Source organism: Sphingopyxis sp. (assembly GCF_965279755.1).
In the GTDB taxonomy this organism is placed as follows: domain Bacteria; phylum Pseudomonadota; class Alphaproteobacteria; order Sphingomonadales; family Sphingomonadaceae; genus Sphingopyxis.
Genome location: NZ_OZ257261.1, coordinates 2,303,252 through 2,315,169, shown reverse-complemented (window position 1 = coordinate 2,315,169; position 11,918 = coordinate 2,303,252). Strand labels below are relative to the sequence as shown.

Annotated in this window: 12 protein-coding genes; 7 read left to right on the top strand and 5 right to left on the bottom strand. The window is 66.3% G+C overall.

Annotation, left to right across the window (positions count from 1 at the left end; all coding sequences use genetic code 11):
• Positions 1 to 106: 106 nt before the first annotated feature.
• Positions 107 to 1,342, top strand: coding sequence for an NAD(P)/FAD-dependent oxidoreductase (locus tag ACQY80_RS11400; protein ID WP_428679489.1), 1,236 nt, complete (start codon positions 107 to 109; stop codon positions 1,340 to 1,342).
• Between the two features lie 23 nt (positions 1,343 to 1,365).
• The gene (locus tag ACQY80_RS11395) at positions 1,366 to 2,514 is read left to right on the top strand and encodes an alpha-hydroxy acid oxidase (RefSeq protein WP_428679486.1); all 1,149 of its coding nucleotides are present in this window, start codon (positions 1,366 to 1,368) and stop codon (positions 2,512 to 2,514) included.
• 135 nt (positions 2,515 to 2,649) lie between these two features.
• Here ACQY80_RS11395 and creD read toward each other — a convergent pair whose 3' ends face one another.
• Complete coding sequence (gene creD / locus ACQY80_RS11390) at positions 2,650 to 4,056, bottom strand: cell envelope integrity protein CreD (protein ID WP_428679483.1); 1,407 nt, start codon at positions 4,054 to 4,056, stop codon at positions 2,650 to 2,652.
• Between the two features lie 236 nt (positions 4,057 to 4,292).
• Here creD and ACQY80_RS11385 point away from each other — a divergent pair, with 236 nt between their 5' ends.
• Entirely contained in the window at positions 4,293 to 5,864 is a 1,572-nt protein-coding gene (locus tag ACQY80_RS11385) for a toll/interleukin-1 receptor domain-containing protein (protein ID WP_428679480.1), read from the top strand.
• An 81-nt stretch (positions 5,865 to 5,945) separates the two neighbouring features.
• Here ACQY80_RS11385 and ACQY80_RS11380 read toward each other — a convergent pair whose 3' ends face one another.
• Positions 5,946 to 6,704: a TorF family putative porin gene (locus ACQY80_RS11380; RefSeq protein ID WP_428679477.1), complete on the bottom strand. Its 759-nt coding sequence runs from the start codon at positions 6,702 to 6,704 to the stop codon at positions 5,946 to 5,948.
• 266 nt (positions 6,705 to 6,970) lie between these two features.
• Between ACQY80_RS11380 and ispG the strand changes: the two genes are divergently transcribed.
• The 4 genes from ispG to ACQY80_RS11360 all read left to right on the top strand — a co-directional run bounded on the left by ispG (position 6,971) and on the right by ACQY80_RS11360 (position 9,339).
• Positions 6,971 to 8,122 (top strand): flavodoxin-dependent (E)-4-hydroxy-3-methylbut-2-enyl-diphosphate synthase, encoded by a 1,152-nt coding sequence (gene ispG / locus ACQY80_RS11375; RefSeq protein WP_428679475.1) that lies wholly within the window; start codon positions 6,971 to 6,973, stop codon positions 8,120 to 8,122.
• Complete coding sequence (locus ACQY80_RS11370; protein ID WP_428679473.1) at positions 8,119 to 8,364, top strand: hypothetical protein; 246 nt, start codon at positions 8,119 to 8,121, stop codon at positions 8,362 to 8,364. The genes ispG and ACQY80_RS11370 overlap by 4 nt, the downstream gene beginning before the upstream one ends.
• 42 nt (positions 8,365 to 8,406) lie before the next feature.
• On the top strand, positions 8,407 to 8,676 hold the full coding sequence (locus ACQY80_RS11365) for a hypothetical protein (RefSeq protein ID WP_428679470.1): 270 nt from the start codon (positions 8,407 to 8,409) through the stop codon (positions 8,674 to 8,676).
• Positions 8,677 to 8,853: 177 nt separating this feature from the next.
• Entirely contained in the window at positions 8,854 to 9,339 is a 486-nt protein-coding gene (locus ACQY80_RS11360; protein WP_428685842.1) for an N-acetyltransferase family protein, read from the top strand.
• Here the strand turns inward: ACQY80_RS11360 and ACQY80_RS11355 are convergent.
• The 3 genes from ACQY80_RS11355 to ACQY80_RS11345 form a co-directional block, all read right to left on the bottom strand.
• Positions 9,336 to 10,442, bottom strand: a complete 1,107-nt coding sequence (locus tag ACQY80_RS11355) for a S41 family peptidase (RefSeq protein ID WP_428679468.1) — start codon at positions 10,440 to 10,442, stop codon at positions 9,336 to 9,338. The two genes, ACQY80_RS11360 and ACQY80_RS11355, sit on opposite strands and share 4 nt — an antisense overlap.
• Positions 10,443 to 10,517: 75 nt before the next feature.
• Positions 10,518 to 10,724 carry a hypothetical protein gene (locus ACQY80_RS11350; RefSeq protein WP_428679466.1) on the bottom strand — a complete coding sequence of 69 codons (207 nt, stop codon included), beginning with the start codon at positions 10,722 to 10,724 and terminating at the stop codon, positions 10,518 to 10,520.
• Positions 10,725 to 10,734: 10 nt separating this feature from the next.
• Positions 10,735 to 11,868 carry an acyltransferase family protein gene (locus ACQY80_RS11345; RefSeq protein WP_428679464.1) on the bottom strand — a complete coding sequence of 378 codons (1,134 nt, stop codon included), beginning with the start codon at positions 11,866 to 11,868 and terminating at the stop codon, positions 10,735 to 10,737.
• Positions 11,869 to 11,918: the final 50 nt, after the last annotated feature.

The window sequence follows — 11,918 nt, the reverse complement described above, 5'->3', positions numbered from 1 at the left end:
CGAGCGGAGCGAAGCAATCCAGGGCGGTTTACGCCTGCTCTGGATTGCCGCGCGGCTCCGCCGATCGCAATGACGAGGCTTATTATTTCAAGAGTATCAGCTTCTGATGGACCGCCGCCGCCTGATCGCCGCGATGGGTGCGGTGCCGCTCGCGCTCGCGCTGGGTGGTGCCAAGAAGGAGCCCAAGCCCAAACCCCCGCCCGAGCCGCGCGCGGCGCGCCGCCGCAAGGGCGCGAAGGCCCCGGCAAAGCATGTCGACGTGGCTATCGTCGGCGCCGGTGCGATCGGCGCATGGACCGCGTGGCATCTGGCCCGCGCCGGGCTGAGCGTCCGGCTGTTCGACGCCTATGGCGCCGGCAACGGCCGCGCCGCATCGAACCTGCCGTCGATGATGCTCGATCCGGTGCAGGGCGGCGACGCGCTCTACGCAGCGCTCGTCGACGACAGCCGCGAGGCGTGGCAGCGCCTGTCCGACACCGCGAGCCTGCCGATCCTGCTGCCGTGCGAGAGCCTGACCGCGCTGACCGCGACCGATATGCTGGCCGAACCGCGCGGGGTCGACCGCGTCACCGGCGCGCGGCTGCGCGACCGCTTCACCCAGATCGCCTGGCATCCCGACGAGACGGTGCTGCACGCCGCGAAAGGCGCGATGATCGCGGGGCGGCGCGCGGTGCTCGAGACGATCCTCGACGCGCAGATCGATCCCGAAGATGTGGTGATGCCCGCGCCGCTGCGCGACAAGAAGCAGGATGTCTATCAGTTGCCCGACGGCGGCACCGCGCGCAGCATCGTCTATGCCTGCGGCGCGTGGCTGACCGAGCTGTTTCCGCAGACGCTGACGCCCGCACGGCTCGGCGCGATCCGGCAGCAGGTCTTTCATTTCGGGCCCGGTCAGGGCGACACGCAATTTCGCCCGCCGGCGATGCCCGCCTTCGTCGACCGCGCCTATGGCTTCAATCTGCTGCCCGATGCCGAGGGCGTCGGAGTGCGCGTCTGGAAGAGCGCCGCCGACGCGAGCGTCGATCCCGACAGCTTCGACCGCCGCGCCGACGAGCGCGCGCTTGCCGAGGCTCGCCAGTGGCTCGGCACCCGGCTGCCGCGCCTCGCCGATGCGCCCGTGGTTGCGAGCGCTGCGGCGCACGACTGCCGCACGATGACCGGCGACCTGCTGCTCGACCGCCTGCCCGGACAGGACCGGGCGTGGGTGGTCGGCGGCGGCGCCGGCCGCGCCTTTGCACTGGCGCCCGCGATCGGCGCGCGCGTTGCCGCGCACGTGCAGGATGCGACGCGGCCGGTCGAACCGCGCTGGGCTTTCGCGCGGCTCACCGGAAATCCGGCCTGACATCAGACAAACGGGGGAACAGGGTGCGCCTGATCGACTGCCATAACATCGACGATTTCCGCGCGTTTGCGAAGCGGCGTCTGCCCTGGCCGGTGTTCGACTATATCGACGGCGCCGCCGATGACGAGGTGACGCGCCGCCGTAACCGCGACGCTTTCGACCGCTGCGACCTCGTCCCGCGCGTGCTCGCCGGGGTCGAGAGTGTCGATATGAAGACGACGCTGTTCGGGCGCGAGATGGCGATGCCGCTCTTCCTCTCGCCGACCGCGCTCCAGCGCCTCTTCCACTGGCAGGGCGAACGTGCCGTGCTGCGCGCTGCGGCGAACGCCGGCACCGTCGCGGGCATCTCCAGCCTCGCGACGATCAGCCTTGCCGAGGCGGGCGCGCTCACCGACGGCCCCAAGCTGTTTCAGCTCTATGTCCATCATGACGAGGGGCTCAACAAGGCGATGCTCGACGCCGCGCGCGACGCGAAATTCGACGCCGTTGCGTTGACGGTCGATACGATCGTCGGCGGCAACCGCGAACGCTGCCTCCGCTCGGGCTTTACCTCGCCGCCGCGCTTCGCGGCGCGCAATATGCTGAGCTATGCCGCCAAGCCCGGCTGGGGCCTAAACTATGTGCTGCGCGAGAAGTTCAGCCTGCCCAACCTCGCGACGCATGTGTCCGAGGGATCGAGCGTGCCCAAATCGGTCGCCGAATATTTCACCTCGATGCTCGACCAGAGCCTCGACTGGAAGCGCGCCGAGGCGATCCGCAAGCAATGGGACGGGCCCTTCTGCCTGAAGGGCATCGCAGCGGTCGAGGATGCGAAGCGCGCGGTCGACATTGGCGCCACCGCGATCATGGTGTCGAACCATGGCGGCCGCCAGCTCGACGGCAGCATCTCGCCGTTCGATGCGCTGGCGGAGATCGTCGATGCGGTCGGCGACCGGATCGAGGTGATCTGCGACGGCGGCATCACGCGCGGGACGCATGTGCTGAAGGCGCTGTCGGTGGGCGCGAAAGCCTGTTCGGGCGGGCGGCTCTACCTCTACGCGCTCGCTGCAGCGGGCGAAGAAGGCGTCAGCCGTGCCGTCGGCCTGCTCCGCGCCGAGATCGAGCGCGGCATGAAATTGATGGGGGCCAAGACCCTCGCGGATCTCGGCCCCCATAATCTGCGCTGGCGGTAAGAATATCCTCCCTGCGGCGAAGCCGTGGGGAGGGGGACCGCCGAAGGGGGTGGAGGGGCCGCAACCTCGCAGCCCCTCCGTCAGCCCTGCGGGCTGCCACCTCCCCATCGCTTCGCGACAGGGAGGATCGTTCGCCTACGCGGCGGGCAAAGCCTCCTCCTTCTTGCCGAGCCCGCCCCAGTCAATGTTGCGCGTCATGTACATCACGCCTGCGAGCGCGACGAACATCAGCACCGAGCCGATGAGCAGCGAGTAAGCCTCGAGGTTCAGCAGCACATAGAGCAGGGCATAGAGCCCCATCAGCATCGCGGCGAGGAAGCGCGCGCGTTTCCAGCTCTTGAGCACCGCGGCGCTGTAGAAGGTCAGCAGTCCGATGATCCCCGCCGACGCGAGCATATAGGCCGGGGTGAAGCCGATCACCTCGGCGAACGCCAGCAGCAGCACAAAGAACAGCACCAGAGCGACGCCCGTCAGCAGGTATTCGGCGGCCGCGACCCGCGCGCCCGCGACGATGTCGAACATCAGGAAGGCGACGAAAGTGAAGCCGATGAACAGGAAGCCATATTTGATGCTGCGATCGATCTGGCTGTAGAGGTCGGCAGGCTCGATCAGACTGATCGCCACCGCTTTCGCCGTGCCGCCGGAGGTTTCCATCGTGCCGTCGTTGGCGGCGGGCGCCGATACCTCGACCGCATCGGCATAGCGTGGGCCGTTGGCGTAATCGGTATTCACCGGCGGCGAGAGGTCGCCGGTCAGCACCTGCGCCTGCCCCAGGGCGAGGTTGGGAATCGTATAAGTGGCCGTGAAGCCATCGCTGCGCACACTACGCGAATTGGGGATGAAATCGCCGCCGAAGCTCGGGTTCGGCCAGCTTGATTTCACCGTCCAGCGCGTATCGACGCCGCGCGGGATCAGCTTGAAATCGCCGAGGCCGCGCACGCCGATCTTGTAGTCGACCTTCAGCGGCGCGGCGCCCGTCCAGTCGATGAAGGCGAAGGTGCCCGAATTGCCGGTCGAGAGCAGCCCCTTGCCAGGCTGCAGCGCGATCGGGGTTCCATTGACGGCGAGGCTGTTGCCATCAACGAGCCCGCGCGCATCGCTGATCCCCAGCCGCACCTCGGCGCGGTCAAGCATCAGCGCTTCGCGCGTCACGCCATAGCGGGCAATGTCGGCGGGCAGCACGAAATCGGCGCTGCCCGCGATCTGGCTTTCATAGACGACGGTCTCATAGATCGCTTTCTTGCGCTTTTCGGGCTTGATCGCGACGTCGGCCTTGTTCGCCTGCGGCGAGAGATAGAGGTTGCGGATGCTGTTCACCGTGCGCGTGACGTCGCGGCCGTTCTCCTGCACCGTCTGGGTTTCGGTTGTGCGGTACGGGATGACGATCACCGGGCCGCCGATCGTCTGCTGCCCGCCCCAGCCCTGCCCGATCGACGCCTGCGCGGTTTCGGCCTGCTGCTGACGATCCCAGAGCAGGCCATAGACCATCAGTAGCGGAACCATCAGGGCCACCGCGATCAGCACCGCGATGACCAGTTTCACCCCCGGCGACCGCTCGCCCTTCTCGCGAAGGGTTGAAGGCGGCGATGGGGGTGAAGGGGGACTGGGAGGGGTAGCAGAAGCGGACGCACGTTCGGTCATAGAAAGACTCCTCGCTCAACTCGTCGCTCGAAATAAACGGTTCATCGATATCGTCAAGCGACTTGCGATGTGTTGCAGGGGTGCTATCGCTGCATCAGGGTATCGCGACGCAGGGGGAATAGAAGGTTGCGACCACGATGACTGCCGAGGGGTCGGGCGCGCCATTGGAGCGCCCCTATGACATTTTCATCAGCTACAGCCGCGCCGACACCGACCATGCGGTAAAGCTGCGCGACCTGTTGATCGCGCGCGGCCATCATGTCTTTTTCGATGCCGAGGGCATCGATGCCGGGGCCGAATTTCCCGATGTCATCGACCGCGCGGTGAAGGGCGCCAAGGTCGTGCTCGGCTGCTGGACGCCCGCGGCGATCCAGCGCCGCTGGGTCCGCATCGAAAGCCGCATCGGACTTGACCGGGGCTCGCTCGTCGCGATCGCGCTAGAAAAGATCGACCCCGAGGCGCTGCCGGCCGAATTCTACAACGTCAACGTCCTCAACATGTCGGACTTTGACGGCAGCGAGGCGCATCCCGCGTGGCAGCGCGTGCTGGTCGCGATCGACCGCCGGCTCAACAAGGCGACCGCCGCGCCCACCGCCGACGACATTCGCCCCGCCGGTCCGAAGAAGCGCCGCTTCTCTCCGCTCGCGCTTGGCAGCGCCGCCGCGCTGGCGATCGCCGCGGTCGGCGGCGGCGGCTGGTATTTTGCAAACAGCGCTCCCGCCTTCGACCAAGCCGCTGTCGCGGCGAGCTTCGACAAGACCGTCAAGTCCACCGAACCGGTGATGGCGAATGCGCTGGTCAGCGCGCTGAACGACGCCGAAACCAATACCAACGGGAAAATTTTCTGGGCGCTCGCCCAGCTGATCGCGGTCGAGAAATCGCCGAGCGCGGAGGAGCTCCAGCGCTTCGACGCTGCGGTGACCAAATTCCTTGGCAATCCCTGCCACTGCGTCGTCGTCGAGGGCGCGCCCTTCACGATCGTGTCGACCTGGACGCTCACCGCCTATGGCGCGATGAACCGCGCGCCCCCCGCGCCGGTGGTCGACGCGTTGCTCGCCGCACAGAACCGCGAAGGCTGGTGGTCGAGCGCGATGGACGCCGCCGACCGCCCCGACAATGCTGCAACTTACATCACCGCGCTCACGGTGATCGCGCTGCGCGACGTCGACCCGGTGCTGAAGGCCGATGCGGCGTTGCAGGCAAAGGTTCGGGCGGCGCGCGGCCGCGCGGTCGAATGGCTCAAGCGGCGGCGGCCGAACGCCGGGGTCAATTGGGCCGATTATCCCGACAACAGCCTGCGCACCGAATCGGCCTCGATCTCGGCCATGGCGACGCTCGCGCTGCTCCCCGACGTCGATGCGGCCGAAGCGAAGGAGATCGCCGCGACCTTCGTCGCGGGCCTCGACAAGCTGCCGCCTGCCGACCAGAATTTCTCAAACGACATCAATGTGATCCGCACGAACGGCGAGACCTATGTCGAAACCTATCGCCACGTCCCGTTGGGATGGGAGGTCCACGCGCTGGCCGAAAGCTATCCCTTGCTGACCGGAGAAGCGCAGGCGAAGGCCGCGCGCCTGCTCGGCGAAGCGCAAAACGTCAGCCTGTCCGACCCCAAACTCGCACGCCAGGACTGGATGCTCGCCGAACAATTCCTCGGCCTGCGCGGCGCGCGCGATGCGCTCGCAAAAAAGGCCGCAGCGTCAAAATAGGCCGGTGCAGAAACGAAAAGGGGACGGCTTCCCCCCGAAAGCCGCCCCCTCGAGCGCGTGGTCGCTGACCTGCAAGGAGGCTTAGAAAGCCACGCCCAGCGTAAAGACCACGGTCGGATCGTAAAGCGTGTCGACGGCCTTGATGCCCGTCTTCTTCACGTCGGTGTCAATATATTGAACCGTGAAGGTGGCCGGACCGGCGGCGAACGAAGCGCCGACGTTCCAGTCGAGATAATTGCCGTCGGCCGACACAAGGCCAAGCGAACCGTCGGTATAACCGATGCCCGCCAGCAGCGTGACCGGGCTGTTGGGAATCCCGCCCGACAGGCCAAGGTTCAGATAGATATTGTCGTCGCTGCCCAGCGACTTCTGATCCCAGGCATAAGCAACGGTTCCCGTCGCCGACACGGGACCAAGGGTCTGCGTCAGCTTGCCGATCGCCTCGAAATAGTCGGTCGGCGCGCCGCCGTCATGGCTGCCGGGATAGGTGTAATAGGTGACGCCGACATCGACCTTGGTGCCCGGAGCGATCTCGGTGGCATAGCCGCCGTAGACGTCGAGCTCGAACTTGCCATAGGCAGGGCTGTCGGGAAGGCCCGAGCCCCAGACGCCGACATAGAAGCCGCTGTCATGGCTGAGCGTCAGGGTCGGCTGGACTTCAGCCTTTTCGTTCGAAAGCGAGATACCGCGGAAGCGGTAGTCCGAGGTAACCGAGATGCCACCCGAAAGCGTGAACGGGCCGATCGCGTTTTCATTCTCTTCTTCCTGCGCGAAAGCAGGAGTCGAGATGGCCGACGCGGCGAGGAGCATGCCGAAACACGCCTTGGTGAGAAACTTCATGGGTTGATCCCCCTAATGATAATAACCGGATCGTCCCAGCCTGCCGTCAGCGCTCACACCTCTGTCTTGACCGGGCGTATAACGTCGAACGGCCGGAAAATTGCCGATCTTGCTGCATCGCACAAACGAAAATTGCGCCATGGAGACGATTAGATGACGAACTGTGTCTTTCGCGCAACAGCCGCCGGACCTGCGCTTGCGCTTTGCCAAGTCGCTCGCGCACCGCTAAAGAGCGACGCATATCTCCCCTCTTTCGGGCTTTTTGCATGAGCGACCACAATCCCGGCCTGCGCCCCTGGCGCGACATTGCACGGCGGACGAGCCGCCAGATCATGGTCGGCAACGTCCCCGTCGGCGGCGGCGCGCCGATCACGGTGCAGACGATGACGAACACGCTGACGAGCGATCCGGTCGCGACGATCGACCAGATTCGCCGCTGCGAAGAGGCGGGCGCCGACCTGATCCGCGTGTCATGCCCCGACACCGATTCGACCGCCGCGCTCGGCAAGATCGTCCGCGCGGCGCGCATCCCGATCATCGCCGACATTCATTTCCACTATAAGCGCGCGCTCGAAGCCGCCGACGCCGGTGCCGCGTGCCTGCGCATCAACCCCGGCAATATCGGATCGTCCGAGCGTGTCGGCGAAGTCGTCCGCGCCGCGAAGGCGAACGGCTGCGCGATCCGCATCGGCGTCAACGCCGGCAGCCTCGAAAAGGATCTGCTCGAAAAATATGGCGAGCCCTGTCCCGAGGCGCTGGTCGAAAGTGCGCTCGACCATATCAAGCTGCTGCAAGATCACGACTTCCACGAATATAAGGTCGCGGTGAAGGCGAGCGACGTCTTCCTCGCGGTCGCGGCCTATATGCAGCTCGCCGATGCGGTCGACTGCCCGCTGCACCTCGGCATCACCGAGGCGGGCGGCCTGATCGGCGGCACGGTGAAAAGCGCGCTCGGCATCGGCAATCTGCTGTGGGGCGGCGTCGGCGACACGATCCGCGTCAGCCTGTCGGCCGAACCCGAAGAGGAAATCCGCGTCGGCTACGAAATCCTGAAGGCGCTGGGCCTCCGCACCCGCGGCGTTCGCGTCGTCTCCTGCCCCAGCTGCGCGCGGCAGGGCTTCGACGTCATCCGCACCGTGCAGGCACTCGAGGACGCCTTGAGTCACATCAAGACCCCGATGTCGCTTTCGGTCCTTGGCTGCGTCGTCAACGGACCCGGCGAGGCGCGCGAGACCGACATCGGCATCACCGGCGGCGGCAACGGCAAGCATATGGTCTATCTTTCGGGCATCACCGATCACACGATCGAGGACGCCGACATGATCGCCCATGTCGTCAAGCTCGTCGAAGCCAAGGCGGCCGAGATCGACGCGGGCAGCGCGGTGAGCATGGACACGCTCCACGGCAAGGCGGCGTGACGGTAACACGCAAAGGTCAGGCCACCGGCGTGGTCGCGACCGGCGCATCGGCAACGGGAGCCGCAACCATCGGCACGGGCACCGCCCTCGCGCTGGCGGTCGGAGCTTTCGCCCTCGGGGCCTTCGCGGTCGGCGCGGTAGCGATCGGCCGCCTCCATGTCGGCAAGGCGCGCATCCGCAAGCTCAGGATCGACGAGTTGGAAGTCGGGCGGATCGTGCGCGTCGAGGAAGACGGGATCTAGGGCGGGCTGCGTATCGCGGCCCACCTTCGGGGGAGGATGAGGATGCCGCAAAAACATGACGGGCTCGACCGCCTCACCCAGCTCCTCTTGCTGATCGCCGCAGTCACGACCATCGCCAACGGTCTCTTCATGCTGGTCAAGCCGCTCGACTGGTATGTGTTCGTGCCGACGGTCGTCACGACCGGCCCGCCGAACGCGCATTTCATCCGCGACATCGGCCTAGCCTATCTCGGCTCGGGCCTCATTCTGCTCTACGCCGCCGCCAACCCCCTGCTGCGCTGGCGCGCGGCGGTCGTCGGGGGCTGTGGCTGACCTTCCACGGCCTGCTCCACATCTATGAGGTCGCCGCCGGCATCTGCGGTCCGGCGACTTTCTGGGCCGATGCGCCCGCCGTGATCGGCCAGCCGGCTCTGGTCATCGCGGCGCTCATCATCCTTCGCGCCCGAAAGCGCATTTGACAGCCGCCGCCCGGCGCGACAGATGGCTGCCATGACCCTCTCGATCCGTCCCGCCACGCCCGCCGACCTGCCGCTCATCGCGCAGTTCATCCGCGACCTCGCCGACTATGAAAAGCTCGCGCACGAAGTCCGCTTCGACGAAGCGAAGCTGGCCACCAACCTGTTCGGCCCGCGCCCCTATGCCGAGGTCGTCATCGGCGAGATCGACGGCACGGCGCAGGGCTTTGCACTGTTCTTCCACAATTTCTCAACCTTCGAGGGGCGCCCCGGCATTTACCTTGAGGATCTGTTCGTCCGCCCCGAAGCGCGCGGATCGGGCCTCGGCAAGGCCTTGCTTGCGCATCTTGCGAAGCTTTGTGTGACCCGCGACTGCGCTCGCCTCGAATGGTGGGTGCTCGACTGGAACACCCCCTCGATCGGCTTTTACCAGAGCCTCGGCGCGAAGCTGATGGACGAATGGACCGTGATGCGCGTCGATGGCGACGCGCTCACCTCGCTCGCGGGTTCGGCCGGCTAGGGCTTTGCCCCGCGCGGCTTGCGCCGTTCCATCGGCCAAGCCGGCATGCGCGTATCGGACAGCGCCTTGGCTTCGGCGGGCGCGATGCCGAGGTCGGTCAGCGCGCGCACCAAGGCATCGGCGGGTGCGACCGCGATGTCAGGCTGCACGCCCGCACCTTCCCAATCCTTGCCGGTATCGGGATCATAAGTCCGCCCGACCGGAATGAAGGCCGCATAACCGCCGCCGAGTTCGTCGCCGCGCCCGAAATGATTGGCCCCGGCGGTCGGCGCCCCGATCAGCACGCCGCGATGCGTGTGCTTCATGGCGAGCGCGAAATGTTCGGCGGCCGACGCGCTCGCGCCCGAGGTCAGCACATAGACCTTGGCTGCCTGCAGCCGCTTGTCGCCGTTCGGGGTCGCCCAATGCTCGCGCGTCACCATCGCGGGATCGCCCTTCACCGTCCGTAACGAGGCGACGCCGTCGATCGGCGATCCGCCCTCGGCATCGACCGACGCGCGCGTCGCCATCGTGACAAGCCGCGTCGGCTGCGCGAACAGCCAGGGAAAGATCGCGTCCATCTGGTCGAGCCCGCCGCCATTGTGGGTGCGGATGTCGAAGATGATCGCCTTTGCACCCGCATGGTCGGTCATGAACTTCGCCGCCTCGGCGGTCACCGCCGGGTCGTCGGGGAAGATATTGAACCGCACGAAAGCGATCCCCGGCGCGATCCAGCCTGCCTGCTCGACCGGCGGCTTTTTCGGGCGCGGGGCGGGCGCCGCGGCACCCGGCGCAGCCGGCGCCGTCTCGGGCACGCGCAGCCGCAGATGCCCGTCCTCGGCGACCGCGCGCACATCGGCGTCGATCGCCGCACCGAGCGCTTCGCCGGTCAGCAGCCTGTAGCGTCCGGCCTTGATGCCGTCGCGCAGCGCCGCGGCGTAGCGTTTGCCGGTTTCGGGATAGACATAATCGCGCTCGAGCAGCGCGGCATATTTCTCGGCGACGACATCGCCGCTCATGGCCTGTTCGGTCTCGGGCGCAGCAAGCGCCGGAGCGACGATCAGCGGAACAGCCGCCGTCGCGGCGAGCAAAAGGGCGGGCAACACGCGCGCGGAACGAATCATTCTATTCTCCAATCCAGCCCCGGTGGACGGAGGTGTATCACAAAAGCAATACAGATAAACTACGCTTGTAGTCGCTTAGCGATCAGGCTTCCGGTTCGCAAAGGACACCAGCACGCCGCCCGCCAGAGCGATCATCGCGCCATAGAGAACCCAGTTGCGGTCGCCGACCATGAAACTGTCCGACGGCCAGCGGACGATACCCAGCCCCTGAAGCAGGAACAGCGTGCCCATCATCATCGCAACGATGCCAGCGACCGCCATAATGCCCTTCAATGCGCCCATGCCGTCCTCCCTATCTGCGCTGCAGTCCAATCAAAGGACGCAGCCAGCCGATCCTGCGCCCCGCCGCATAGAAAATCCAGCACCCCGCGACGGTCGCCGCCAGCAGGACGACGAAGGACGGCAGCGCGGCGACTCCCGCCTGCCGCAGATACCAGCCCGTGACGACGATGATCGTCTGGTGGACGATGTAGAAAGGAAAGACCGCCTCGGCGAGCGTCGCGCGCCACCGATGGTCGCGGTTCCAGAAACGGTCGGCGATCCCGACGAGCGCGACGATCGTCGCCCAGCCCTGCACCTGCCGCGCGACATGATAGATCAGGATGATGCCCTGGGGCGCGCGGACATCGCCGGGCCAGGTCCATTCGACCCACGCGATCGGCAGAAAACCGACGACGGCAAGCACCGCCGCGACCTTCCAGCACCGCGCCACCGCGCCGAACAGGGCCGGCCGCACGCGCAGCAGCCACCCGACGATGAAAGCGGTCAGATAATGGAGGTGCGACGGCCCGTCGTCGAACAGCGCGTGCGTCTCGTCATGATCGGGGAACAGCGCATGGATCGCGATCCAGACGATCATCGGCACGAGCAGAAGCCCCCACCCGTTCAGTCCGGCTGCGACGCCATCGGCAATCCGTGCACGCAGCGCCGCCGGAACGATCGCCAGCAGCAGCGCGGCGAGCATCGTATAGATCCACAGATAGACGACGAACCACAGATGCTGCCAGGTCGGCAGCGCGATGCCGTCGATGAACTGGAAGCCAAAATAATCGTGCAGCCAGAAATGCACGAAGCCATGAGGATAGCCATGCTGTCCGGCAAGATCGATCCACGGTTGCGGCGGGATGATGACGATCATGCCGAACAGCAACGGGATCAGCAGCCGTGCGCTCCGCGACCGGGCGAAGGCGCCGCTGCCGCCGAGTTTCGCGAAGAGCGCCGCGCTCGCATAGCCCGAGACAAGGAACAGCAGCGCGAGACGCCAGCCATTGGTGGCCAGCATCGGGATGGCGACCCATTCGATCGGCTGCGCGATCTTCACATGCCAGCCCCACGGCACGAAATACATGCCGATATGATAGAGGATGAGGAGCGCGAACGCCCCGATGCGTAGCCAGTCCATACCGAGATGGCGCGCGGTGGTCATGCCTGTCCCCTCCCCGTCATTGCGAGCGCCGCGAAGCAATCTCCAGCCAG

Coding starts and splice junctions, on each gene's coding strand:
- ACQY80_RS11365 (WP_428679470.1), top strand. CDS start 8,407: ATGCCGCAAAAACATGACGGGCTCGACCGCCTCACCCAGCTCCTCTTG.
- ACQY80_RS11345 (WP_428679464.1), bottom strand. CDS start 11,868: ATGACCACCGCGCGCCATCTCGGTATGGACTGGCTACGCATCGGGGCG.
- ispG (WP_428679475.1), top strand. CDS start 6,971: ATGAGCGACCACAATCCCGGCCTGCGCCCCTGGCGCGACATTGCACGG.
- ACQY80_RS11355 (WP_428679468.1), bottom strand. CDS start 10,442: ATGATTCGTTCCGCGCGCGTGTTGCCCGCCCTTTTGCTCGCCGCGACG.
- ACQY80_RS11380 (WP_428679477.1), bottom strand. CDS start 6,704: ATGAAGTTTCTCACCAAGGCGTGTTTCGGCATGCTCCTCGCCGCGTCG.
- ACQY80_RS11400 (WP_428679489.1), top strand. CDS start 107: ATGGACCGCCGCCGCCTGATCGCCGCGATGGGTGCGGTGCCGCTCGCG.
- ACQY80_RS11360 (WP_428685842.1), top strand. CDS start 8,854: ATGACCCTCTCGATCCGTCCCGCCACGCCCGCCGACCTGCCGCTCATC.
- ACQY80_RS11385 (WP_428679480.1), top strand. CDS start 4,293: ATGACTGCCGAGGGGTCGGGCGCGCCATTGGAGCGCCCCTATGACATT.
- ACQY80_RS11350 (WP_428679466.1), bottom strand. CDS start 10,724: ATGGGCGCATTGAAGGGCATTATGGCGGTCGCTGGCATCGTTGCGATG.